This window comes from Streptomyces anatolicus (assembly GCF_019400875.1).
Classification (GTDB): Bacteria; Actinomycetota; Actinomycetes; order Streptomycetales; family Streptomycetaceae; genus Streptomyces; species Streptomyces anatolicus.
The window spans coordinates 1-23,342 of record NZ_WMBF01000045.1 but is presented as its reverse complement, the minus strand read 5'-3'; the positions used below and the strand labels follow the sequence as shown (position 1 = coordinate 23,342).

Here is a 23,342-nt window from a genome sequence, read left to right as displayed (position 1 = left end):
GCCTAGGCAGCCGCCGCCGGGGACTTGGGGGTGCCAGGGGCGTCCGTCGCGGTGGGGTAGTCGATGTAGCCCTCCGCCCCTCCCCCGTACACGTTCTCCGTCGGCGGCCCCGCGAGCGGCGTGCCGTTGGCGAGGCGGGCGGGCAGGTCCGGGTTGGTCATGAACAGGCGGCCGAGCGCGACCACGTCCGCGTGGCCGTCCCGTATCAGGCGCGCCCCCGCCTCCGGGCTGCTCGGCTCCGGGGCGTTCGTGTTGGCGATGAGCGTTCCCGACCAGCGCGGGCGCAGGTCCGCGATGGCCCCGTACGCGCCGTTCTCCAGCACGTGCAAGTAGGCCAGGCCCAGCGGGTCCAGTGCCTCTACCAGCGCACGGTAGGTGGTGGGGGCGTCCGTCTCGGCGAGCTGGTTCACGGGATTGTCCGGCGAGATACGCAGGCCCACCCGGTCCGCGCCGACCTCGGCGACGACCGCCTCGACAACCTCCCTCGCGAACCGCAGACGGCCGGTGACCGAGCCGCCGTACTCGTCCGTGCGCAGATTGGTGTTGTCGCCGATGAACTGCTGGATGAGGTAGCCGTTCGCGCCGTGGATCTCCACGCCGTCGAAGCCCGCGTCGATGGCGCGGCGGGCCGCGGACGCGAAGTCCCGTACCGTCGCAGCGATTTCACTCATCGTCAGCTCACGCGGCGTCACGTGGTCGAGCAGCCCGTCCCGGGTGAAGATCTGCTCCCCCTCGACGGCGACGGCCGACGGCGCCACCGGCAGCTCGCCGTCCGGCAGCGTCGAAGGGTGGGTCATCCGGCCCACGTGCCACAGCTGGGCGAAGACCGTGCCGCCCTCGGCGTGCACCGCCTCCGTCACCTCCCGCCAGCCGCGCGTCTGCGCGTCGGTCACCAGGCCCGGGATGCCGGGGCCGCCCTTGGCGAGCGCGTTGACGTACACGCCCTCCGTGATCAGCAGTCCGGCTCCGGCGCGCTGCCGGTAGTACGTCGCCGCGTGCGGGCTCGGCACCCCGGTGACGTCGTCCGCCCGGCCTCGCGTCATCGGGGCCATCGCCAGCCGGTTCGCCAGCTCCAGCCGCCCCGCCCGGTACGGCTCCAGCAACTCCCGCATTCCTACACCCTCTTCCAACATTTCCGCGTCCCCCGTCCGTCCCGTCACGACCCCGGCGCTCATGCCGCGCTCCTGTCCAGCGCGATGACCTCGACCTCGATCTGCCAGTCGGGCTGAGCCAGCGAGACGACCTCGACGAGGGTGTCGGCGGGGTAGGGCTCGGCAAGGAACTCGCCGCGCAGCGTGATCACGTGCGGGAGGTTCGCCGCCATGTCCCGTACGAAGATGCCGACCTTGATCACGTCCGCGAAGGTGAGGCCGGCCGCCTCCAGCACCCGTCCGACGTTCCGGAAGGCCTGGCGTCCCTGCGCCAGGAACCCGCCCTCGACGGTCGTCCCGTCCTCCTCGAAACCCGCCTGCCCGGACACGTACACGAATCCCCCGGCCCGCACTGCCTGCGATATCCGGTACGGCGCGTACCAGTCCGGCGTGGTTGCGATCTTCTCGACGCGCCCCACGGCGGCCCCGCTCTCGTTGCTGGACATGCCTCTCCCCTGTCTCGGCAGGGCCCGGCACCGGGCCCCGCACGGCGGCGTTACGAAACGTTCCGTAACGCCGAGGAAGCTAGAGCATTCACAGGCGCTCTGTCAAAACGAAACGTAACGTCACGCGAGCGGTAGAGTGCCGCCCATGACCCCCGACCCGAACAGTGACCGGCGCAGCGAGCGCGCCCGCCGGGCGATCCTCGACGCGGCATTCGACCTGGTGAGCCGCAAGGGCTTCGCGAAGGTGACCATCGAGGCCATCGCAGCCCAGGCCGGCGTGGGCAAGCCCACGATCTACCGCTGGTGGCGCTCGAAAGGCGCGGTGGTGCTGGAGGCGATGAACGAGGAACTCGGCGACGACTTCGCCTTCCCCGACACCGGCGACATCGCCGCCGACCTCACCACCCAGATCACCGCGGTGAGCCAGCGGCTGATCACCGGCAGGATCAGCGAGGCCTTCAAGGGCGTCATGGGCGAGGCCCAGAACGACCCCGCGCTGATGAAGGCGTTCCGCGAAACGATCCTCGAGCCCAGCATCGCGGAGTGCCGGGCCCGCCTGGCTGCCGCCGTCGCCGCCGGACAGCTCCGCTCAGACGTACCCACCGACGTGATGGTCGACCTCTTCTACGCGCCGATCCACTACCGGCACTTCCTGGGCTTCGGCGACGACGCGGTCAGACGCAGCGCCGAACTCGTCCAGGACGTCCTGCTCGGCCTGAAGCCCCGGCCGGAGGCGGGGTGAACGACCGGTGCCCGGCCCCGTGTTGAGGATGCCGTCGGCCAACCCCTGACAGCACTTCGCCCCGCCGCTACCCGGCGGGGCGAAGTGCTGTCAGGGGGCCGGTGCGGCTCCAGGATCCGGATCCCTAAATCGGTTGCTCAATGGTCAAGAGTCGTTGACCATTGAGCGCATGCCTACCGATGATCTTCCAGAGACGTTTCACGTCACCACTGACGAACAACTGCGCGCCGTCTCCAATCTCACGCGCCACCGGATCATGGCCGTGCTCCGCTTCGAGCCCGCGACGATCACGCAGATCGCCGAGCGAGTGGGTCTCGCGAAGGGGAGTTCCAGCTACCACGTGCGGCTCCTCGAGCGGGCCGGCCTGGTGAAAGTGGTGCGGACGCGGAAGGTGCGCGGTGTCACCGAGCGGTACTACGCGATGGCCGCGCGGACGATCGCACTGCCGGACCCGGGCGAAGGCGGGCCGGACATGCTGATGCGGCATGCGGTGGCGGACCTGGAAGCGGCGCCGGCGGAGAGCGAGCGGCACGTACGGATGGCCCATCTGCGCCTCACCGAGGAGCAGTTCGCGGAGCTGGGGGCGCGGCTGGAGGCTCTGGCGGACGAGTTCCGGGAGCTGTCCGATCCGTCGCTTCCGGACGCGTCACTCGCCTTCGCGCTGTTCCGGCCGGCGCCGCGCGGGCGGGCCGGGGGTGACGCCAAGTGACGTCAGTTTCAAGCAAGTTGCCGTCCGGGTTCGGTCGGCTGTGGACCGCGCAGACGGTGTCCTCGCTCGGTGACGGGGTGTCGCATGCCGCGCTGCCGCTGCTCGCGTTGATGTTGACGCAGGACCCGATGGCGCTCGCCGTCGTCACGGCGGCCGGGACGCTGCCATGGCTCCTGTTCGGGGTGCTGGGCGGTGCGCTGGTGGACCGCTGGGACCGCAGGCGCACGATGTGGGTCGCGGACGCGGCACGTGCGGCGCTGCTCGCGATACCCGCGGCGGCGGCCGTGCTCGACGTGCTGAGCATTCCGCTGCTCGCGGCCCTCGCCTTCCTGCTCGGCCTCGGCGGACTCTTTTTCGACACGGCCGCCACGGCCTATCTGCCGGATCTGCTCGGCCGCGACCCCGTACTGCTGGAGCGCGCCAACTCCCGTCTGCGCGGCACCCAGACCGCCGCGTCCGGCTTCGCGGGACCGCCTGCGGGCAGCGCCCTGCTCGCGCTCGGGCGGGCGGTACCGCTGGTCGCCGACGCGGTCTCCTTCGCGGTCTCCGCACTGCTCGTACGGTCGTTGCCCGCCGTGCCCCGGCCCGTGCCGCAGGCCCGCGAGTCGCTGCTGCGGCAGGCGCGCGCCGGAGCCTCGTACGTATTCCGGAATCAGTTGCTGCTCGGGCTCGCGCTGCGTCCGGCGGTCGGGAACATCGCCTTCCTCGCCGTGGAGACCGTCCTCGCGCTCTTCGCCCACGACCGTCTCGGCATCGACACCTTCGGCTTCGGTCTGCTCCTCACGGCGGAGGCAACCGGCGGTCTGCTCGGCGCGGGCGTCGCCTCCTTCATCGGCCGAAGACTCGGCACCGGGGCCGCGCTCACCTGCACGGCCGCCGTCGAGGGGCTCGCCATCCTGGGTCTTGCCTGCGCCCCGAATCCGTACATCGCCGGGCTCGCGCTCGCCGTCTGCGGAGCGGGCATGGGCGCCACGATGGTGCTCGGCCCCTCCCTCCGGCAGGCGATCGTCCCCGCCCATATGATGGGCCGGGTCGCCTCCACTTCTCGCATGCTCGCCATGTGCGCCGCCCCGTTCGGTGCCTTCCTCGGCGGCTGGCTTGCCACCGCCTACGACGTACGCACTCCGCTCTACGCCGCCGCCGGTCTTCTCCTCACCATGACCGTCGTCACGGCGACCATGACCAGCAACCGCCGGGTGGAGGCGGCGCTGCGTGCCGCCGCCCCGGACGGCGGTCAAGGTCACCCCGAGCTGGTGAAGAAGGGGTAGCGCTTCAGCGGGCGCGGCCCGTCACCTTGCGTCCGGCTCACGCACCCATCGGGCTCATCCGCCACAGCTGGTCCGTGTGGGGCGTGCGGTCCCACTGTTCCGCCTGGGCCGCTTCGTCCGTGCTCCGGTCACGGATGCCCAGGTACTTGCCGCTCCTCAGGTTGGCCAGCGTGTGGGTTCCCTCCGCCACCGGGCTCATCGTCCAGGTGTGGAATTTGTAGCCGTCGCACGAGAACTGATTGGCGTGGGCGCCGTTGTCCAGGCTGCCGTTGCTGATGGCCAGGCACTTGCCGCTGTTGCCGTTGACCACGGCCACCTTGCCCTCGCCCAGTTCCACGATCCGCCAGCGCTGGTCGGTGGCGCCGTCGCAGGTGCGCTGGATCGCCCTGGCACCGTCCAGAGCGCTCTGGTTGAGGATGCCGAGGCATTTGCCGCTGTTGCCGTTGACGAGCGTGGTCTCCCACTGCCGGGGCGGCTGCTGCTGGAAGAACATCGCGCCGGCCTGCTGCTTGCAGTCCCACTGCCGCAGCGCCGCCCCGTCCGCGGTGGAGGACTCCGTGACCTCCAGGCACTTGGGCGTCGTCGACGTCATGGTCTGGAATCCGACACCGTCACCGACCGGCACGATCCGGAAGCTCACGGCGGGGCGGCTGTCGCAGGCCGCGAGGCGGATGGCGGCGCCGTTGTCCGGGCTGGAGTCCGCCACCTCCACGCAGGCGCCGCTGCCGGCGCTGACGATGTTGACCGCGTCGGTCGCCGCGCCGGAGGACTGGAGATACCACCGCGCCCCTGGTTTGCCGAAGCAGCGGCCCTGGCGCACCGGTTGGCCGATCTCCGAGGCCGGGACCTCCACACACAGTCCGCTGGGCGCGCTGACGATGTTCACGATCTGTCCGGCGGACGCGGGCGCCGCGGTCCCGGCGGCGTACGCGTACGACGAGGTCGCCGGCCCCCAGGCCAGCGCGCCGCACACCAGCATCAGGAAGGCCAGCAGCGCGGCACGTCTCGCGACAGCCGACGCGCCTCGCTCTTTCGAGGGCGCTTGCAAGGACGCGTGGAGGGGCGCGTTGGAAGGCTCGTTCATGGTGGACTTCCTTCCCGGACGGTCGGTACCGGCTACGGCACCAGAGACGCCATGGTTTCCGGGGGCTCTGACGTATCACTGACGCCTGGGGGCACACTCACCCCATGGCGGAGATGCGGGCGTTCCGGAACGCGGTCGGAGAGTGGGCGAACGGCAGTCCCGGCCGCCCGGCCCGCGCTCTCGCCGGGGAGCTGGCGGTGCGGACGGCCGTGCTGCTCGAAGGGCCCAGTGACCACGCGGCCGTCGAGACGCTCGCCGCCCGGCGCGGCCGGGACCTCGCCCGCGAGGGGGTGTGCGTCATACCGATGGGCGGGGCGATGAGCATCGGCCGTTACGCGGGCCTCCTCGGACCGCCCGGTCTCGGGCTGCGCCTCGCGGGGCTGTGCGACAAGGGCGAACAGCGCTTCTATGAGCGCGGTCTGGAGCGGGCGAGGGCGCCCCGGCAGGGCTTCTTCGTATGCGAGGCGGACCTGGAGGACGAACTCATCCGTGCGCTGGACACGGCGGGGGTCGAGGAGATCATCCGGGCCGAAGGCGACCTGCGTGCCTGGCAGACGTTCCTGCGCCAGCCCGCACACCACGGTCGGCCCAGGCAGCAGCAGTTGCGGCGCTTCCTCGGCACGAAGAAGGGCCGCAAGATCCGCTACGGCCGCCTCCTCGTCGAGGCCCTCTCCCCCGACCAGGTCCCGCCCCCGCTCGACGATCTCCTCGCGAGCCTGTGACCGGCACCACGGGGAACACCCAGCTGGTTGTACGGAGCCGCACAGCGGCCCTACTCTCACCTACCGCGAGGGGGGAGCTCAGATGATCAAGTGGGCCGGCTGGCTGATCGTGTTGTTCGGTGCCCTGCACACGCTCGGCGCCCTGACGGTGGAGAAAGCCGCGAGCCACGCGGGCGACTGGTTCAGCGGGGCGCTGTGGGAAGAGGACCTCTCCGCGATGAGCGCGGCCAACAGCGCGTACTGGCTGAGCCTGGGCAGCTTCGGCGTGCCCCTCGTCATGGTCGGCCTGACCGTGCTGTGGCTGGATCGCCGCGGGATCACGCCGCCGTCGTTCATCGCCTGGACGCTGGCGCTGTGGACCGTGGTCGACGCCGTGGTCCTCGCGTTCACGCCCTGGCCGGTGCTGCTGCTCGCGGCCGTCCTGCTGCTGGCCGGGGCCCGGCGCGCCGCCCGCCCTCGCTGCGATGCCGGTACGGATGCCGGGGCCCCCTGAACCGGAGCGCCGCCACCCCGGTGGTGTCCTTCCTCATATCCAGCCGCAACGCGGGTACTTGAGTCTTCATGAACCTGCCGAAGCCGCTGAAGACCGTACTGACCGTGGCGTTGATGTACGCGATCTGCGTGCTGCTCCTGCGCTATCGGCGCGACGGCATGGACTGGACTCTCGCTCTGCTCCTCGGATTGGCGCTCGCCCCGGTGGCTCTGTTGCTCTCCTGGGGACGGGAGCGGCTGAACGGCAAGGCCCAGGCGGCGGGGCAGCGCCGGCGGGAACGGCGTGCGCGCAGTCGGTGAGCCCGGTGGCCTTATCGTCATTGCGTGACCCATACATGGAGAAGAACACTGACCGCGGCCGGGGCAGTGGCGGCCGCCGTGGCCGCGACGCTCACGAGCGCGGAACCGGCAGCCGCGGCAATGCCGTTCGGGTCGGTGGACCCCGGCACCGTCTCGCAGTTCAGGCTCAACCAAGTCGTCGCCCCCGGCGGCGCGCAAGGCACCGACGCCGCTGTCGCAGCCGTGGAGAGGACCGGCGCCGTCAAGAACGTCGACGTCAGCACGGTGCTCAACACGGGCGGCAACACCGGTATCGCGGGCCTCTGCCACGACACCGGCCTGTCCGCGAGCCTCAAGCCCAGCGGCTACTGCTGGAAGGCGGCGGACGACCGGTCCAGCAACTGGAACGCGACGGAGGGCGGCTGGACGCCCCAAGGCCTTTCCCTGCCCTACAGCGACAGCGGGCCCGCCGCCGACGGACAGTGGAAGGGCATCCCCGCCTACGCCGCGACCTGGCACCACGGGACGGACATGGGCAACCCCGACCCGGCCAAGCGGCGCGGTGACGAGTACGCCCGGCTCTCACTGGTGAGCACCAAGAGCGGGACGCCCAACTACCACAACCTGCTTCTCGTCCAGCCTTCCGTGAAGGCGGACGGCACCGGCGACTTCCAAGTGGTTCCGGGCAATCACGTCGACGGTGTCGTCTGGTACGGCGACCGCGCCTTCGTCGCCAACGGCCGCTACCTCCAGGTCTATGACCTGCGGCACATATGGAAGCTGAACAAGCAGGACAAGGAGGTGGGCATCACCGGCACCACCTCTTCGGGCATCTGGCACAACTACGCCGTCCCCATGGTCGCGATGTACCGGACCACGACCGGCAGCGCCGCCTGCACGGTCACCGCCGGCACCACCCCCTGCCTCAACTCCCTGAGCCTGGACCGCACCGGCGGCCAGGACGCCCTCGTCTCGGCCGAGTACAAGAAGGACGCGGCGGGCGGCCGCGTCGTGCGCTGGCCGCTCGACGCCACGACCAAGCTCCCCCAGGGTCATGCGTCCGCCGCGTACTCCTCCCCGGTCTGGTCCATGCAGGGCGCTGCCACCGACGGCACGAACTGGTACATGGCCGGGACCTGCCCGACGGGCGCGGGCGGCGGTACGGCGGAGGATCCGTACTCCTGTATCCACAAGGCACAGGCCAACACCGCGCCGCACGTCATGACCGCCGCCCCCGTATACACCCAGAACCTCGGCTACTCCTGGTCGACGGACCGGCTGTGGGGCATCAACGAACGCATCAACTCCACGGCGGGCAGGCGGGTCGTCTTCTCCGTCAACACGCCCTGACCTCACGGTGGGACGCGCAGGCCCCCTGATCGCGGGACGCCCAGGCCCGGCGGGCCTGGGGGTCCTGCGTAAGACGTCGGTCAGACGTAAGGGTCGGTCAGACGTAGGCGTCGGTCAGAGCGCGGCCGGGAAGCGGGCCCACACGCGGTGTTCGCCCAGGAGCCGGGCGACCTGCTCCACGGCGTCCGCGCCCGTGTCCACAAGGGCCACGCCCGGTGCCGTGGTCGTGACGCCGGCCGCTTCCAGTGCCGACTCGGCGCCCGCCCAGCCGCCGATCGCCTTGCCGTGGCGGAACGCCTCCGCCAGCATCAGCACGATCCGCGGGTCGGCGACCGCGCCCGCGCTCGGCTCGCCCGCCTTGGCGTCCCTGGCGCCGTAGGCGTCCGCGCCCGGCGCCGGGGCGCCCGCGAGCAGCAGCGCGTCGAACTCGACCGACCGCGCGTTGGCGAACGTACGCTGCACGGCGATCGGGTCCTTGCCGGAGCCCAGCGCGCCGCCGGTGGGGGCGATGACGAGGGGGACCATGCCCGCGCCGAGCAGCGCCTCACGTGCCGCGCGGACGCCGTCGAGGTCGGCCTCGGGGCCGGCGACGATGCCCACGATCCGGCCCTCCACCGGCCAGACCTTTCCGACCTGGGAGAGCGCGGGGCTCGGTGCGACGTCCGCCAGCTTGACGGTCGGCTCCGGCGCGGGAAGACCGAGGCCGTCGGCGACCTGTCCGCACAGCTGCGGATCGATGTTGGCCAGGACCTGAAGGGCCCGTTCCTTGATGGCCTGTTCGTAGCACTTGCTCAGCTCGAAGGTGTAGGCCGCGATGATGTGCTCCTGCTCGACCGGCGTCATCGAGAGCCAGAACAGCCGCGGCTGGCTGAAGTGGTCGGAGAAGGACTCCGGGGCCTCGCGGACCTTCCTCGCGGCCGGTACGTCGACGGGGACCTCGATGTACGCGCCGTTGTCCGCCCCGGCCAGGAACGGGCAGCCGCCGTCCAGCGAGTTGGGCCGGTAGGGAGCCGTCCCGGAGTGGACGGCGGTCTGGTGCATTCCGTCGCGCAGCATGTCGTTGACCGGCGCGTGGGTGCGGTTGATCGGCAGCTGGGCGAAGTTGGGGCCGCCGAGCCGGCTGATCTGCGTGTCCAGGTACGAGAAGAGGCGGCCGGTGAGCAGTGGGTCGTCGGTGATGTCGATGCCGGGGACGAGGTGGCCGGGGTGGAAGGCGACCTGCTCGGTCTCGGCGAAGTAGTTGGTCGGGTTGGCGTTCAGGGTGAGCAGCCCGATGGGCTGCACGGGCGCAAGCTCCTCGGGGACAATGTTGGTCGGGTCCAGCAGGTCGATGCCCTCGAAGGTCTGCTCGGCGTTGTCCGGGAAGACCTGGATGCCGAGCTCCCACTGCGGGAAGGCGCCCGCCTCGATGGCGTCGGCCAGGTCGCGACGGTGGAAGTCGGGGTCCATGCCGTTGGTAATCTGCGCTTCCTCCCAGGTCAGGGAGTGCACGCCGAGTTTCGGCTTCCAGTGGAACTTGACGAGGGTGGTGTCGCCCTTGGCGTTGACGAGCCGGAAGGTGTGGACTCCGAAGCCCTCCATCATGCGGTAGGAGCGCGGGATTCCGCGGTCCGACATGTTCCACAGGGTGTGGTGGGCCGCCTCCGTGTGGAGGGTGACGAAGTCCCAGAAGGTGTCGTGTGCGCTCTGGGCCTGCGGGATCTCCCGGTCGGGGTGCGGCTTTCCCGCGTGGATGATGTCGGGGAACTTGATGGCGTCCTGGATGAAGAAGACCGGGATGTTGTTGCCGACGAGGTCGAAGGTGCCTTCCTCCGTGTAGAACTTCGTCGCGAATCCCCGGGTGTCGCGGACCGTGTCCGACGAACCGCGGGAGCCGAGCACCGTGGAGAAACGCACGAAGACGGGGGTTTCGGTGTCCTTGGCGAGAAATGCCGCCTTGGTCACCTTGGCCGCCGTTCCGTATCCCTTGAAGATGCCGTGCGCCGCCGCTCCACGCGCGTGCACGACCCGCTCGGGAATGCGTTCATGGTCGAAATGCGTGATCTTCTCGCGCAGGTGGTGGTCCTGGAGCAGCACCGGCCCACGGGCGCCGGCCTTGAGCGAGTGGTCGGTCTCGTAGAGGCGGGCGCCCTGCGCCGTGGTCAGATAGGCGCCGCTCTGGGCGCGCGCGGAAGCGGGGGCCCCGGTGGGCTTGCCCGTCGGGGAGACGGCCTCCGGGGCCTCCTGGTCCGGCTTCGGGGGCAGGGGCTCGTGCGGCTCGGTGGGCTCGGCGACCGACGGGGGCTGCGGGGCCGGTGCGCCGGGAATGTCGTTCCGCTTCTCGCTCATGGGTGCTCCAGTGGTGAGGGAGGGGGGTGTCACAGCCATGGCCTCGCAGAGGCGGGCCCAAACAGGGCCTACGCCGTCCAGCGGTGCTTCTGCGTTGCTCCGGGTGGTGGGACGGGGAGGCCGGGCGCCAGGACCACGTGTGCAGCGGCCTCCTGGGCCTGCCGCCCCGTGTGCCCGAGGGCCACGGGGCGAAACGGAGGAGTGCGGCCGATCAGGCTGCCAGGCCGGATTCCTCCTGGGAGGCCACTCCCGCCAGCTGGGCCCTGGCCGAGGCGAGCCCCGCCTCGAGGGTCCGCGTCCCGGTGGAGACGCACAGGGTGTACGTGACGTCGTCGAGCTGCCGGCGGACCTCGGCGGAGTCCTCCTTGGCCTGGAGCGCGGTGAGCGTCGCGTGGTTCTCGAGCAGAGCGTGCAGGAACGAGGGGTGGGGCCTGAGCACGTCGTGATCCTTCCGTCCGGGGCGAGGAATCGCTGTTCTGGTGCGGGAAAACGCCGTTTTGGCTGTCCCCTTGTGCCCCGTCGGACGATCGGTAATCACAGGACTTCGAAATGGGCGCCGCCGGAATATCCCGGTGTTTTCAACGTCACTCTTAGGGCAACCGGTAGTCAGCAGCACGCAGAACAGCACACGGCAATTGCCGCTCGCACGACAAGATTCCCTGGAGGCCCACACATGCTGAAGGCCATTGCAGACGTTCTCCGCTCCATCGGCGGGGCCATCGCCACGGTCGTCACACTCCCGTTCCGCGCGGTGGCGCGGCTCTTCGGCGGGGCTTCCGACACCGCTCACGGTCGCCACTGACCTGGTCGCCGCGCCCGGCCGGGGAGGGTCCGGCCGCACGGCTGTCGCCCAGCACACATAGGGCGCATACTTGAAAATAATTCAGAGGGTCGGAGGATCCAATGATCGCACTCGGAATCATCCTGCTCGTTATCGGCCTGGTGGCCGGTATCTCCATCCTGTGGACCATCGGCGTCATACTGGTCGTCATCGGTGCGGCTCTGTGGGTTCTCGGCTCCGTGGGCCACGCCGTCGGCGGCCGACGTCACTATTGGTGACAGCAAGAGCTCGGTGACCGCTGTCGGTGAGCCGGGCCCGCGTCGAGGCCGGCGCGGGCCGGTTCCAGGCACTCGTCCACGAACTCCCCCAGGAGGCGAGCACTTCGGTGCCCGCCTCCTTCATCGTGTGGGTAGGCCTGCGGGCCGTATGCGATAGCTGCGCAGAGGGGCGTTGGCCGCCGCCACCGCCGCGATCACCAGGGCGGCGGAGAGGCCCCCCAAGACCAGCGCGAACGAGGCCGACGTGGCCGACGCCAGCAGGCCGCCTCGGAAGTTGCCGAGTTCGGGGCCCGCGACGCCGATGACGTGTTCCACCGAGGAGACCCGGCCCCGGTAGGCGTCCGGCGTCTCCAGCTGGATCAGGGCGCCGCGGGTGATCACCGCCACGGTGTCGGCGGCTCCGGCCACGGCCAGGCAGGCGAGCGCCGCCCACAGCTGTCCCGTCAGGCCGAACCCGGCCAGCGCCACACCCCACGTGCCGGCCGCGACCAGCTGCACCAGGCCGCCTCGGCGTCGGCGCGTCACCGTGCCGGAGACCAGGCCCGCCGTGATGCCGCCGACCGCGACCGCCGAGAGGAACAGGCCGAGCGTCCGCGGATCGCCGCCGAAGCGGACCTCGTTGACCAGCGGGAAGAGCGCGATCGGCATGGCGAGCAGCGTCGCGGACAGGTCGGTGGCCAGCGAGCCCCACAGCGTCGGGCGCCGCAGCACGACCCGCCATCCGCCACGCTGAGCCCGACGCCGGCCCCACTCCACCGGACCCCCGCCCTTCGCCGCCTCGGTGCCCTCGGGCCGCATGGCCGGGAGGCGGATCACCGCGAGCATCGAGAGCGCGGCGGCCGCGGCCTGAGCGGCGTACGCGGCGGGGAACCCCCAGCGGGCGATGAGCAGGCCGGCCATCGCGGGCCCGGCCAGCATCGCCGCCTGGAAGGAGACGCTGGTCAGCGCCAGGCCCGCCGCGACCTGGCCGGACGGCAGCAGCCGGACCGGCAGGGTGCGCCTGGCAGGGGCGCCGAGCGCGCTGAAGGCAGCCCCTGTGGCCACCAGCGCGAGCAGCAGCACCACGCTGTGGTTGCCCGCCAGGGCCTGGCCGCACAGCCCCAGGGCAGCCAGCAGTTGCCCCGCGGTGGTGGCCCGCACCACCGCGCGGCGGTCGACGGAGTCGGCCAACGCGCCGCCGAGCAGCCCGCACACCACCATCGGTACGCCGGTGGCGAGCCCGATGGCGCCGGTGCCCACCGGGCTGCCGGTCAGCTCCCAGACCTGGGCCAGTACCGCCACGGTGGCCGCCTGCCCGCCGAGTTGGGAAGCCGCGGAGCCTATCCACAGGTCACGGAAGGCCCGGCTCTCACGGAGCGGGCGCGTGTCGAGGAACCGGACGCGGGCGCTCACCGCGGGGGTTCGACGAGGTGGTGGAGGATCCGCTGCCGCATCGAGCGGCGGTCCAGCGCCCGCCGCAGCTCCTCGACGACGGCGGTGAGCGCGTACGGGACCTCCGCGTCCAGCTCGGCGACGGCGGCATGGGTGGCGCGCCACTCGGCCTCCAGGAACGGCACAAGGGCCCGGCCGCGCTCGGTCAGATCGATTCTGCGCGTACGGGCGTCGGGCCCCGGCTCCGAGGTGACCAGGCCCTCCTTGCGCATGGCGGCGATCGTCTGGCTGATCGCGGAGTGCGAGCGGTTCAGGGAGTGCGCGAGTTCGCGGATGGTGAGCGGGCCGGTGTGGGCGAGCCGGATCAGCGGATAGGCGAACCGCGGCCGGACCCCCTCGATGCCCCGCGAGACGTAGACGTCCTCGATCTCGGCGTCCAGGGCGGCCAGCAGCTCGTGCAGCGACTGCCAGGGATCAGGGCGGGCCGTGGGGTCGGCCGGTGCGGTCGAGTCGGGCAGCTCCGTGCGGTCAGCATTTGTCACAGCGCTAATATAACAGCGCTCACATAAGGGCTCCCCTCCCCCGCTCCTGGCCCGCCGGAAGCCCGAGTCGGCCGGATGAAATCATCGAGGAATGTCTGACCTGATCATTGCCGCCTGCGACGGAGCGGCCAAGAAGAACCCCGGGCCCGCCGCCTGGGCCTGGGTGGTCGCCGACGCCGAGGAGCGCCCGCAGCGCTGGGAGGCCGGCCCGCTCGGTCACTCGACGAACAACGTGGCCGAACTGACCGCGCTGGCCGAGCTGCTGGCGGCCACGGACCCGGCGGTGCCGCTCGAGGTGCGGATGGACAGCCAGTACGCGATGAACGCGGTCACCAAGTGGATCGCCTCCTGGAAGCGCAACGGCTGGCTGACCGCGGCGAAGAAGCCGGTCGCCAACAAGGAGCTTGTCGTACGCATCGACGCGCTGCTGCGGGGCCGCGCGGTGACGTTCCGGCACGTGGCCGCCCACCGCGTCGACGGTGATCACCTCAACGCGATCGCCGATGTCGCGGCCAGTGACGTGGCGACCAGCCAGCAGCCCGCGGGGACCGCCCACGGTGCGCGGGAGATCCCCGAGCCGCGTGCCGACCGCGTGAGCGCCTCCCCCGCGAGCCGCGCGCCCAAGAAGGCCGCCGCCCGTGCGCGGAAGGGCGCCTCCGGCGCCGTCATCAAGGCCAAGTTCCCGGGCCGCTGCCACTGCCAGAAGCCGTACGCCGCCGGGGAGAAGATCGCGAAGAACGCGCACGGCTGGGGGCACGTGGAGTGCCGGGACGCCGGTGTCTGACACCGATGGCGCCCTCTGCAACGGTTCGGCAACCGACGTTTCCCGGCCACGCGGAGGGCATTAAACCCCCCGTTTTGCGGGCAGGGGTTCCCCTCGTACAGCCATTCCATAGGAGGACCGAAGGAGGTGAGCCTCATGCGTACGCAGCACGTAGGGCTCGATGACGGGCCGCCTGGGACAGCCGTTTTCGAGAAGGAGCCCCAAGCGGTCACCGACGCGCGTGACCTCACGCGTGGTTTTCTCGCCGGGCTGAGCCCGGCCGTCGGCGACCAGGCCGCCGCCAGTGTCGAGCTGGTCGTCTCCGAGCTGATCACCAACGTCGTACGTCATGCGCGTGGTGCCCTGTGCTCACTTCGGCTGCAGGCACGGGCCGATGCCATCACGGTCACGGTCTCGGACGCGGATCCGCGAGCGCCTCAGGAGCGCACGCCCGATCTCGCGGGCGGCACCGGCGGGTTCGGCTGGCCGATGGTACGGAACCTGGCCGACGCCGTGAGCGTGACGCTCGGCGCGACCGGCAAGACGATCCGCGCGGAGCTGGCGAGGTAACTCCTCGCGGGGCGGCCCTCAGGGGTGGGGTTGGCCCCAGGGAAGATCGGGGGGCTCACCGCAGTGAGCCGGGGCGTGGCCGGCGCCTAGCGTGCGGTGCATGAGGACGAACACACGTTTACGGGTCACCGCCACCGCGACCATACGGGTCACCGTCGCCGCCGCCGCGGTGCTGGCCGTGGGGGCCGGAGCCTTGCCCGCCACGGCCTCGACACCGGCCGAGCCGCTCTCTCCGACCGGAAAGCCCACATCACTCGCCCGCTACTACGACCAGACGCCCGACTGGCACAAGTGCACGCTCGGCCCCGACGACACCACCGGACGGCAACTCGACGCCGCGGGCGCCCAGTGCGCCGACGTCACCGTCCCCCTCGACTACTCCGACCCGGGTGGCAGGACCCTCACCGTCGCCCTCTCCCGGTTGCGCGCCACGGACTCCGCACGCCGCGTCGGGCCCCTCCTGCTCAACAACGGCGGCCCCGGAGGCCCGAGCCTCGATATGCCACTCCTCTTCGGCAAGGCCATGGACAAAGTGGCCCGCAAGTACGACCTGATCGGCATGGACCCGCGGTTCGTGGGGCGCTCCACGCCGCTGGACTGCGGCTGGGACGTCGGTTCGACGGTCTTCTCGGCCGGCCGCGACCGGGCCGGTTTCCAGCGGTCGGTCGCCCGTCAGCGCGACCTGGCCGAGCGGTGCCGGCGCACGAACGGTGACGTCCTGCCGTATGTCACCACCCGCAACACCGCCCGTGACATGGACGTCATCAGGGGCGTGCTCGGGGCGAAGCGGATCTCCTACTTCGGTTACTCGTACGGCAGCTATCTCGGCGCGGTCTACACCGAGCTGTTCCCCGGCCGTACGGATCGCATGGTCCTGGACGGGGTCATCGACCCCGCCCGGTACAGCCAGACGCTCCTGGAGGACGCCACCGCGGCCAACGAGCGCGCGCTCGACGACTGGGCGGCCTGGGTGGCCGCCCGTGACGAGACCTACGGCCTCGGCAGCACCCCCGGCGCCGTGCGGGCCACCGTGGAACGCGTCCAGGAGGCCGCGGCCGACAAGCCGTTGCGGGTCGGGAAGTTCCGGGTCGACGAGCATTTCGTGCCGGTCGTCTACTTCGCCGGCCTGGGCAGCGATCTCGACAGGGAACGGGATCAGCTGGCCTCCGTGACCCGCACGCTCGCGCGCGCCGCCGACCGGGAGCGCGTGGAGCCGGGGCCCTGGCTGGCGAAGATGCTGGAGAGCCTGACCACCGAAGCGGGGTCGCACCAGGGCAGTGCGCAGTCGGCGATCCTCTGCGGGGATGTAGCGACCCGACGCGGGACCCAGAGTTACTGGCGTGACATCCAGGTGGGCCGGAAGACGGCACCGTTCGCCAGTCCCCTGACACGCAACATCTCGGCGTGCGAGTTCTGGGACCGGCCCGCCGAGGCGCCGACCGTGGTCGACAACGACGTACCTGCGCTGCTGGTCAACGCCACCGGTGACACGCGTACCACCTACGCCGGGGCACGGCAGGTGCGGGAGAAGTGGTCGCGGTCCCGGCTGCTCACGGTGCCCGGCGCCAACCAGCACGGCGTCTACGCCGATTACGGGAACGCCTGCGTGGACAAGCGGGTGAACGCCTACTTGGACACCGGCGAGCTGCCGGCGCGAGACGTGGTCTGCCGCGGGGAGTGAGACGCGTGAGCGGCCGCGTCCCTGTCCCACGAAGGCGCGGCCGCTCAGCTCACAGGTGGCGCCGCCCACTGACCATTCAGCGACGCCGATCAGGTTGTCACCCCTGCACTCCTCGCCTGCCCGTCGCCGGGGCGCTCACACCTGCCGCCGGCCGATTTCGAGAACCGCTCCTTGGCGGGGCCGGTCGGACGCCGTTAACTCCGATGGTGGAATCGTGCGCTGGATCGCCGGGGCGGACGCATCCTCGCCCGCGTGCGGCCGTTTGAAAGGTCATGAGCAATCAGAAGCGAGCCCTCGCCGTCCTGACCCTCGCCGCAGCCGCCCTCGCCATGGGGGGCGCGGCCGAGGCCGCCGCGACCGCCGTGCACGACGGGCCGGTGAAGAAGAACACCACGGGCAGGGCCATCGGCGACACGCTGCGGGACCCGGGCACCACCAGCAAGCACCTCATCGAGGGCACCAAGACCGGTCTGACCACCGCCAAGACGACGTTGGAGCTCGCGCAGCGCGGCATGCTGCCGACCAACGGAGAGCTGGGCGGCCGCTGACCGCCGGGCCCGCCGGCCTCCGGTCGGCGGGCCCACGCCGTCACTCCGGCGAGCCCAGCCGGTCGAGTTCCCGGCCGATCGCCTCCCGCAGCTCGTCGTGGCGCGGGCCGAGCGCGAACCGGCTGTCGCTCCACCGCTCGCGCGGATAGAGCCACACCGGCATGCCGACCAGATCCGCGGGCTCCCACTCGTAGCGCGGCCAGACATGCGCGTGCAGGAATCCGTCGGTGTTGCCGAGGATCTCCAGGTTCACGCGCCGGAACGCGGGGTCCGCGCGGCGGCAGGCCCGCTCGACCGCCTCCCCCAGCCGGTCCATGTCGGACAGAAAGCCGAGCCGTTTCTCCTTGGGCAGGTCGGACAGGCGCCGCACGGCGGGGTCGTCGGTCAGGAGCACCGAGTACCCCGGCAGGAACTGCACGTCCCCGATCACCGCGAACCCCGCCGTCAGCCGCCGCAGCACCGAGGGATTCTCACCCTTCAGCGCGCTGCCTATCCGGTCCCTCTTCCAGTCATCGGTCATGGCCACGAACGTACGCGGCCCGCTGGACCTCAGAATGCGCCGAGGTCCGAGGAGTACCAGTGCTCGGGGCGCAGGTAGTACACGGCCTGCTCGCCGTGTTCCTTGGAGGCGAAGTCGACGTACTCCTCCACCTTGTCGGCCGGGAGGTAGCGGGCGGAGATCTCCCGGAGCTGCTCGATCGTGGCGTCCTCGGTGCGGACCACGGGGCCCTCGACGGAGACGTAGCGGACGGTCGGCTCCAGGCGGTCGATCATCAGGGAGAAGCGTCCCGCGGCGGCGATCAGGCGCCCCTTCTTGGAGTCGCGGCCGGTCATCACCCACAGCTCGCCGCCCGGCGTGTACTGGTACCAGATGGGGAGCGTGAGCGGGGCCCGTCCCCCGGTCTCGGCCACGGCGAGCGCCCCGATGTGGGGCTCGGCCAGGAACTGTTCGCGCTCTTCGACGCCGAGAGGCATACGAGTCTCCTTCTGCGGTACGAGGTGCATGGCTGCTGTCATGGTCTCCTGTGGCGCTGGTCCCCGGGGCGGGTTGCCGCGTCCGGCTCCCCCCGGCATGCCGGAACGTGTGACCTGGCTCAGGCTGGACACGCGGTCTCCGCACGGATCACGTCGGACGAGGGAGCAGAGTTGCATGGGAACCGAAGTGTTCCACTCGGAAGTGCCCCTGACGGTGAACGGCGAGCCCTGCCGTCCCACCGTCGACCACCGCTCGACGCTGCTCGACGTGCTGCGTGAGCAGCTGGGTCTGACCGGCGCCAAGAAGGGCTGCGACCACGGTCAGTGCGGTGCCTGCACCGTCCTCGTCGACGGGCGCCGCGCGAACAGCTGTCTGCTGCTCGCCGTCGCCCACGAGGGGGCCGACATCACCACCGTCGAAGGGCTGCGCTCCGCCGACGGCGAGGGGACGCACCCCGTGCAGCGGGCCTTCCTGGAGCGCGACGCCTTCCAGTGCGGCTACTGCACCCCGGGCCAGCTCTGCTCGGCCGTCGGCGCCCTCGCGGAGGCCGAGGCGGGCCACCCCTCGCACGTCACGGCGCCGGGCACGGTCATCGGCTCGCCCGCGGAGCTGACGAGGGAAGAGATCCGCGAGCGGCTGAGCGGCAATCTGTGCCGCTGCGGCGCCTATCCGCACATCGTCGAGGCCGTGGAGGACGTGATCCGGTGAAGTCCTTCAGATACGTACGCGCCCACAGCGTCGAGGAGGCCACCGCGGCACACGCGGGCCGGCCGACCTCGCGCTACCTGGGCGGCGGCACCAACCTCGTCGACCTGATGAAGCTCGGCGTGGAGAGCCCCCGGACGCTGATCGACATCAGCGCGCTGCCGCTGGACTCGGTCGAGGAGCTGCGCGACGGGTCCGTGCGCGTCGGGGCGACGGTGCGCAACAGCGACCTCGCCGCGCATCCGCTGGTGCGCGAGCGCTATCCGGTGCTCTCCCAGGCCCTGCTCTCGGGCGCGTCGGGCCAGCTGCGCAACATGGCCACGACCGGCGGCAATCTGCTCCAGCGCACCCGCTGCCCCTACTTCCAGGACCTGGGCATGCCGTGCAACAAGCGGGCGCCCGGCACCGGCTGCGGCGCGCGCGACAGCATCCACCGCGACCACGCGGTCCTCGGCCACTCGCGGCAGTGCATCGCCACGCACCCCTCCGACATGGCGGTCGCGCTCGCCGCACTCGACGCGCAGGTCGAGCTGTACGGAGCGCGGGGCCGGCGGAGCGTGCCCGCTGCCGAGTTCCACCGGCTGCCGGGCGAGCGCCCCGACGTGGACACCGAGATCACGCACGGCGAGCTGATCACCGGCGTCCTGCTCCCGTCCGCGACGGCGGGGCTGCCCTGCGCCTACCGCAAGGCCCGCGACCGCGCCTCGTACGCCTTCGCGCTCGCCTCCGTGGCCGTGGTCCTGAGCGTCGAGGAGTCCGTCGTACGCGAGGTACGGATCGCCTTCGGCGGCCTCGCGCACCGGCCCTGGCGTGCCCTGCGTGCCGAGCGGGAGCTGCTGGGCGGCCCGCCGAGCGGCGAGGCGTTCCGGCGGGCCGTCGACGCGGAACTCGCCGAGGCCGAGCCGCTGCGGGACAACTCGTTCAAGGTGCCGCTGGCCCGCAATCTCGCCTGTGACGTGCTGGGGCGCCTTGCCGCCTCACCCACGGGCTCCTGACTCGGCACCGCCTCTTCGCCCTCCAGGGAGAATCCCCATGCAGCACACCAGCAACGCTCTCGGGGCGCCGAACGAGCGCAGGGAGGGCCCCGACAAGGTGACCGGGGCCGCCCGTTACGCCGCCGAGCACACGCCCGCCGGGTGCGCCTACGCCTGGCCGGTCCCGGCGACGGTGGCGCGCGGCGAGATCACCGCCATCGACGACTCGGCGGCTCTCGCCCTGCCCGGGGTCATCGACGTCCTGAGCCATCTGAACGCGCCGCGCCTCGTCGAGCAGGACGACGCGACCCTCGCCGTGCTGCAGGACGCCCGGGTGCCGCACCGCGGCTGGTACGTGGCTCTCGTCGTCGCCGAGACGCTGGAGGCGGCCCGCGAGGGCGCCGCCGCCGTCCGCGTCGACTATGTCGTGGAGCCCCATGACGTCACGCTGCGCGCGGACCACGCGGACGCGTACGTGCCCGAGGACACCGACGGCACGTCGGGCGAGCACGTACGCGGTGACGCCGACGGCGCCTTCGACTCCGCGCCGGTCCGCGTCGACGCCGTCTACCGCGTGCCGCCGCTGCACAACCACCCCATGGAGCCGCACGCGGCGACCGCACGCTGGCACGACGGGCGGCTGACCGTCTATGACTCCAGCCAGGGCGCCACCACGGTCCGCGAGGTCCTTGCGGGCATGTTCGCGCTGCCCAAGGAGCGGATCACGGTCATCTCCGAACACGTCGGCGGCGGCTTCGGCTGCAAGGGCACGCCCCGGCCGCACGTGGTGCTCGCCTCCATCGCCGCGCGCGTGACCGGGCGGCCGGTGAAACTCTCCCTGCCGCGGCGGGAGTTGGCGGCCGTGGTGGGCCACCGCTCGCCGACCGTCCAGCGGGTGCGGCTGGGCGCGGAGAAGGACGGCACGTTGATCTCCGTCATCCATGAGGTGACGTCGCAGACCTCTCGTGTCAAGGAGTTCGTGGAGACCGCGGCCGCCGCCACGCGCGTCATGTACGGCTCGCCGCACGGCCGCACCACGCACCGGGTCGTGCCGCTCGACGTGCCGACGCCTTCGTGGATGCGGGCGCCGGGCGAGGCGCCGGGCATGTACGCGCTGGAGTCGGCGATGGACGAACTGGCCGTGCACCTCGACATCGACCCCGTCGAGCTGCGGTTGCGCAACGACACCGCGAAGGAGCCCGACAGCTCCAAGCCCTTCAGCAGCCGGCATCTCGCCGAGTGCCTGCGCGAGGGCGCCCGGCTTTTCGGCTGGTCCGAGCGCGATCCGCGGACCCGTTCGCGCGCCGAGGGGCCCGTCCTCGTGGGCAGCGGGGTCGCCTCCGCGACATATCCGGCGCTCGCCTCGCCGTCCCGGGCGAGCGCGCACGCCTACCCGGACGGCAGTTACGCGGTACGCGTCAACGCCACCGACATCGGCACGGGTGCCCGCACCGTGCTCGCGCAGGTCGCCGCCGACGCGCTCGGCGTCCCGGTGGAGCGGGTGCGGGTCGCCATCGGCAGCAGCGACCTGCCGGACGCGCCGCTCGCGGGCGGTTCGTCGGGGACGGCCTCGTGGGGCTGGGCGGTCCACGAGGCCTGCACGCGGCTGGCCAAGCGGCTCTCCGAGCAGCAGGGGCAGCAGCTGCCGCCGGAGGGGGTGGGTGCCACGGCCGACACGGCGGGCACCGCGGACGCGGAGAGCGAATACGCGCGGCACGCTTTCGGCGCGCACTTCGCCGAGGTCGGCGTCGACATGGTGACCGGCGAGGTACGCGTGCGCCGCCTGCTGGGCGTCTACGCGGCCGGGCACATCCTCAACGCCCGCACGGCACGCTCGCAGTTCATCGGCGCGATGACGATGGGGCTCGGGATGGCGCTGACGGAGAGCAGCACGATGGACGCGGCCTTCGGTGACTTCGCGGAGCGTGACCTCGCGGCCTATCACGTCCCGGCGCACGCGGACGTGCCCGCGATCGAGGCGCACTGGATCGACGAGGACGATCCCCATCTGAACCCCATGGGCAGCAAGGGGATCGGGGAGATCGGCATCGTCGGGACGGCCGCCGCCATCGGCAACGCGCTGCGCCACGCGACCGGTGTACGGCTGCGCGAGCTGCCCCTCACGCCGGACCGGGTGCTCGCGGGGCTCGCGCGCGGCATGTAGCGGCATCCGGGCTTCCGGGGACGCGCGGGCCAGGTCGGGGCAGGTCGGGCCGGTTCAGGAGGCGGATCGGGCCCGGCTCTCGCGGGTCCAGGCCAGCAGTTCTTCGGCCGTCCAGGTGTTCACCACACGCTCGGCGGGCACCCCGCACTCCTCGGCCCGCGCGCACCCGATGATCTGCCAGTCGAGCTGGCCGGGGGCGTGCGCGTCGGTGTCCACGGAGAACAGGACCCCGGCGTCCACCGCGCGCCGCAGCAGCCTGCGGGGCGGATCGAGCCGTTCGGGGCGGCTGTTGATCTCCACGGCCGTGCCCGCCGCGGCGCACGCGGCGAACACCTCGTCCGCGTCGAACTGGGATTCCGGCCTGCCGCGCCCGGTGACGAGCCGGCCGGTGCAGTGGCCGAGCACGTCCGCGCGGGGGTCGCTGACGGCGGCGACCATGCGGCGCGTCATGGCGGCGGCGTCCATGCGGAGCTTGGAGTGCACGGAGACGACCACCAGGTCGAGGCGGTCGAGCAGTTCGGGCTCCTGGTCGAGGGAGCCGTCGTCGAGGATGTCGCACTCGATGCCGGTGAGCAGCCGGAAGGGCGCCCAGCCGGCGTTGAGACCCGCCACCACGTCCAGCTGCTCGCGCAGCCGTTCCGGTGACAGGCCGCGGGCGATGGTCAGCCGCGGCGAGTGGTCGGTGAGCACCGCCCATTCGTGGCCGAGCGCCATGGCGACCCGGCCCATCTCCTCGATGGGGCTGCCGCCGTCGGACCAGTCGGAGTGCAGATGGCAGTCGCCGCGCAGCAGCGCGCGCAGTTCGGCGCCGCCTTCGGCGAGCGGGTCCCCCGCCTCGCCTTCGAGGCGTTCCAGATACCCGGGCACGTCACCGGCGAGCGCCTCGCGGACCACGCCCGCCGTCTTGGGTCCGACTCCCTTGAGCGACTCCAGGGTGCCGTCGGCGGCGCGCCGCTCGGTCTCCCCCGGGGGCAGCGCCCCGATCACCGCGGCCGCGGTGCGAAAGGCCCGCACGCGGTAGGTCGGGGCGCGGCCGCGCTCCAGCAGGAAGGCGATCCGTTCCAGCGCCGCCACGGGCTCCATCGACACCTCCGGCCGCCGGTGGCTTCTCCGGCGGTGTACGTGTCACCCCAGCGTCGCCCATGACGGGGCGCGGGGCACGGCGAGCGGGGCCCGGGGCGCCCTCAGGCGGTGGGCTCGTCCGGTTCGGGGTTCTCCTCCGGCTCGTCCGGGCCGGGGCCGGGCGCGTCGGATTCGGCGTCGCCGCGCCGGCCGGTGCCGGCCTCGTCCGTGTCGGGTACCTCGCCGTCGCGGGCGTCGCCCGAGGCGGCCGCCTCGGCGTCCGCCTCCCAGGCGTCGTTCTCGTCCGAGGCCTGCTGGTCGGGCATGTCCCGGGGGACGGGCGGGCCGTCCTGCCC

Annotated in this window: 27 protein-coding genes; 16 read left to right on the top strand and 11 right to left on the bottom strand. The window is 71.8% G+C overall.

Annotation, left to right across the window (positions count from 1 at the left end; genetic code table 11):
* Positions 1-2 precede the first annotated feature (2 nt).
* Both GKQ77_RS07435 and GKQ77_RS07430 read right to left on the bottom strand, forming a co-directional pair.
* A complete protein-coding gene (locus GKQ77_RS07435) occupies positions 3-1,112 on the bottom strand; it encodes an alkene reductase (protein ID WP_219687915.1) in 1,110 nt (369 codons plus the stop codon).
* Between the two features lie 59 nt (positions 1,113-1,171).
* Positions 1,172-1,597 (bottom strand): RidA family protein, encoded by a 426-nt coding sequence (locus GKQ77_RS07430; protein WP_219687914.1) that lies wholly within the window; start codon positions 1,595-1,597, stop codon positions 1,172-1,174.
* 145 nt (positions 1,598-1,742) lie between these two features.
* Between GKQ77_RS07430 and GKQ77_RS07425 the strand changes: the two genes are divergently transcribed.
* The 3 genes from GKQ77_RS07425 (at position 1,743) to GKQ77_RS07415 (ending at position 4,316) form a co-directional block, all read left to right on the top strand.
* Positions 1,743-2,339: a TetR/AcrR family transcriptional regulator gene (locus tag GKQ77_RS07425; protein ID WP_219687913.1), complete on the top strand. Its 597-nt coding sequence runs from the start codon at positions 1,743-1,745 to the stop codon at positions 2,337-2,339.
* A gap of 169 nt (positions 2,340-2,508) precedes the next feature.
* Positions 2,509-3,048, top strand: a complete 540-nt coding sequence (locus GKQ77_RS07420) for an ArsR/SmtB family transcription factor (protein ID WP_219687912.1) — start codon at positions 2,509-2,511, stop codon at positions 3,046-3,048.
* Positions 3,045-4,316: an MFS transporter gene (locus tag GKQ77_RS07415; RefSeq protein ID WP_219687911.1), complete on the top strand. Its 1,272-nt coding sequence runs from the start codon at positions 3,045-3,047 to the stop codon at positions 4,314-4,316. Before GKQ77_RS07420 ends, GKQ77_RS07415 begins: the two co-directional genes overlap by 4 nt.
* A 37-nt stretch (positions 4,317-4,353) precedes the next feature.
* On the opposite strand, the gene GKQ77_RS07410 is transcribed toward GKQ77_RS07415, so the two are convergent.
* Positions 4,354-5,400 (bottom strand): RICIN domain-containing protein, encoded by a 1,047-nt coding sequence (locus GKQ77_RS07410; RefSeq protein WP_219687910.1) that lies wholly within the window; start codon positions 5,398-5,400, stop codon positions 4,354-4,356.
* A 104-nt stretch (positions 5,401-5,504) separates the two neighbouring features.
* Between GKQ77_RS07410 and GKQ77_RS07405 the strand changes: the two genes are divergently transcribed.
* The 4 genes from GKQ77_RS07405 (at position 5,505) to GKQ77_RS07390 (ending at position 8,243) form a co-directional block, all read left to right on the top strand.
* On the top strand, positions 5,505-6,122 hold the full coding sequence (locus GKQ77_RS07405; protein ID WP_219687909.1) for a TOPRIM nucleotidyl transferase/hydrolase domain-containing protein: 618 nt from the start codon (positions 5,505-5,507) through the stop codon (positions 6,120-6,122).
* A gap of 82 nt (positions 6,123-6,204) precedes the next feature.
* Positions 6,205-6,615, top strand: coding sequence for a DUF6463 family protein (locus tag GKQ77_RS07400; RefSeq protein WP_219687908.1), 411 nt, complete (start codon positions 6,205-6,207; stop codon positions 6,613-6,615).
* Between the two features lie 68 nt (positions 6,616-6,683).
* Positions 6,684-6,914, top strand: a complete 231-nt coding sequence (locus GKQ77_RS07395; protein WP_219687907.1) for a hypothetical protein — start codon at positions 6,684-6,686, stop codon at positions 6,912-6,914.
* Between the two features lie 24 nt (positions 6,915-6,938).
* Positions 6,939-8,243 carry a hypothetical protein gene (locus GKQ77_RS07390; RefSeq protein ID WP_219687906.1) on the top strand — a complete coding sequence of 435 codons (1,305 nt, stop codon included), beginning with the start codon at positions 6,939-6,941 and terminating at the stop codon, positions 8,241-8,243.
* A 114-nt stretch (positions 8,244-8,357) separates the two neighbouring features.
* On the opposite strand, the gene GKQ77_RS07385 is transcribed toward GKQ77_RS07390, so the two are convergent.
* Together GKQ77_RS07385 and GKQ77_RS33830 are read right to left on the bottom strand one after the other, a co-directional pair.
* Complete coding sequence (locus GKQ77_RS07385; protein WP_258020969.1) at positions 8,358-10,571, bottom strand: catalase; 2,214 nt, start codon at positions 10,569-10,571, stop codon at positions 8,358-8,360.
* Between the two features lie 211 nt (positions 10,572-10,782).
* Positions 10,783-11,010 carry a DUF5133 domain-containing protein gene (locus GKQ77_RS33830; RefSeq protein ID WP_219687904.1) on the bottom strand — a complete coding sequence of 76 codons (228 nt, stop codon included), beginning with the start codon at positions 11,008-11,010 and terminating at the stop codon, positions 10,783-10,785.
* Between the two features lie 234 nt (positions 11,011-11,244).
* Between GKQ77_RS33830 and GKQ77_RS33215 the strand changes: the two genes are divergently transcribed.
* A complete protein-coding gene (locus tag GKQ77_RS33215) occupies positions 11,245-11,373 on the top strand; it encodes an LPFR motif small protein (protein WP_258020967.1) in 129 nt (42 codons plus the stop codon).
* Between the two features lie 101 nt (positions 11,374-11,474).
* Entirely contained in the window at positions 11,475-11,630 is a 156-nt protein-coding gene (locus GKQ77_RS07375; protein ID WP_164551896.1) for a DUF6131 family protein, read from the top strand.
* Positions 11,631-11,750: 120 nt separating this feature from the next.
* On the opposite strand, the gene GKQ77_RS07370 is transcribed toward GKQ77_RS07375, so the two are convergent.
* Entirely contained in the window at positions 11,751-13,022 is a 1,272-nt protein-coding gene (locus GKQ77_RS07370; RefSeq protein ID WP_219687903.1) for an MFS transporter, read from the bottom strand.
* On the bottom strand, positions 13,019-13,543 hold the full coding sequence (locus tag GKQ77_RS07365; RefSeq protein ID WP_308117575.1) for a MarR family winged helix-turn-helix transcriptional regulator: 525 nt from the start codon (positions 13,541-13,543) through the stop codon (positions 13,019-13,021). Before GKQ77_RS07365 ends, GKQ77_RS07370 begins: the two co-directional genes overlap by 4 nt.
* A 91-nt stretch (positions 13,544-13,634) precedes the next feature.
* On the opposite strand from GKQ77_RS07365, the gene GKQ77_RS07360 reads away from it, so the two are divergent.
* From GKQ77_RS07360 to GKQ77_RS07345, 4 genes are all read left to right on the top strand, one after another.
* Positions 13,635-14,327 (top strand): RNase H family protein, encoded by a 693-nt coding sequence (locus GKQ77_RS07360; RefSeq protein WP_219687902.1) that lies wholly within the window; start codon positions 13,635-13,637, stop codon positions 14,325-14,327.
* Positions 14,328-14,462: 135 nt separating this feature from the next.
* Entirely contained in the window at positions 14,463-14,876 is a 414-nt protein-coding gene (locus GKQ77_RS07355; protein WP_219687901.1) for an ATP-binding protein, read from the top strand.
* 100 nt (positions 14,877-14,976) lie between these two features.
* Complete coding sequence (locus GKQ77_RS07350; RefSeq protein WP_219687900.1) at positions 14,977-16,557, top strand: alpha/beta hydrolase; 1,581 nt, start codon at positions 14,977-14,979, stop codon at positions 16,555-16,557.
* Positions 16,558-16,829: 272 nt separating this feature from the next.
* A complete protein-coding gene (locus tag GKQ77_RS07345) occupies positions 16,830-17,105 on the top strand; it encodes a hypothetical protein (protein ID WP_219687899.1) in 276 nt (91 codons plus the stop codon).
* 40 nt (positions 17,106-17,145) lie between these two features.
* On the opposite strand, the gene GKQ77_RS07340 is transcribed toward GKQ77_RS07345, so the two are convergent.
* Both GKQ77_RS07340 and GKQ77_RS07335 read right to left on the bottom strand, forming a co-directional pair.
* A complete protein-coding gene (locus GKQ77_RS07340) occupies positions 17,146-17,625 on the bottom strand; it encodes an HIT family protein (protein ID WP_219687898.1) in 480 nt (159 codons plus the stop codon).
* A gap of 29 nt (positions 17,626-17,654) precedes the next feature.
* Positions 17,655-18,080, bottom strand: coding sequence for a pyridoxamine 5'-phosphate oxidase family protein (locus GKQ77_RS07335; RefSeq protein WP_219687916.1), 426 nt, complete (start codon positions 18,078-18,080; stop codon positions 17,655-17,657).
* 175 nt (positions 18,081-18,255) lie between these two features.
* Here GKQ77_RS07335 and GKQ77_RS07330 point away from each other — a divergent pair, with 175 nt between their 5' ends.
* From GKQ77_RS07330 to GKQ77_RS07320, 3 genes are read left to right on the top strand one after another with little or no spacing between them, the layout of a single operon-like run.
* The gene (locus GKQ77_RS07330) at positions 18,256-18,789 is read left to right on the top strand and encodes a 2Fe-2S iron-sulfur cluster-binding protein (protein ID WP_219687897.1); all 534 of its coding nucleotides are present in this window, start codon (positions 18,256-18,258) and stop codon (positions 18,787-18,789) included.
* The gene (locus GKQ77_RS07325) at positions 18,786-19,781 is read left to right on the top strand and encodes an FAD binding domain-containing protein (RefSeq protein ID WP_219687896.1); all 996 of its coding nucleotides are present in this window, start codon (positions 18,786-18,788) and stop codon (positions 19,779-19,781) included. The genes GKQ77_RS07330 and GKQ77_RS07325 overlap by 4 nt, the downstream gene beginning before the upstream one ends.
* A gap of 37 nt (positions 19,782-19,818) precedes the next feature.
* Positions 19,819-21,924 carry a xanthine dehydrogenase family protein molybdopterin-binding subunit gene (locus tag GKQ77_RS07320; RefSeq protein ID WP_219687895.1) on the top strand — a complete coding sequence of 702 codons (2,106 nt, stop codon included), beginning with the start codon at positions 19,819-19,821 and terminating at the stop codon, positions 21,922-21,924.
* A gap of 54 nt (positions 21,925-21,978) precedes the next feature.
* Here GKQ77_RS07320 and GKQ77_RS07315 read toward each other — a convergent pair whose 3' ends face one another.
* Both GKQ77_RS07315 and GKQ77_RS07310 read right to left on the bottom strand, forming a co-directional pair.
* Positions 21,979-23,007 (bottom strand): PHP domain-containing protein, encoded by a 1,029-nt coding sequence (locus GKQ77_RS07315; RefSeq protein WP_219687894.1) that lies wholly within the window; start codon positions 23,005-23,007, stop codon positions 21,979-21,981.
* Between the two features lie 101 nt (positions 23,008-23,108).
* Positions 23,109-23,342, bottom strand: a 234-nt coding sequence (locus GKQ77_RS07310) for a hypothetical protein (protein ID WP_219687893.1), incomplete at its 5' end; no start/stop codon positions are given.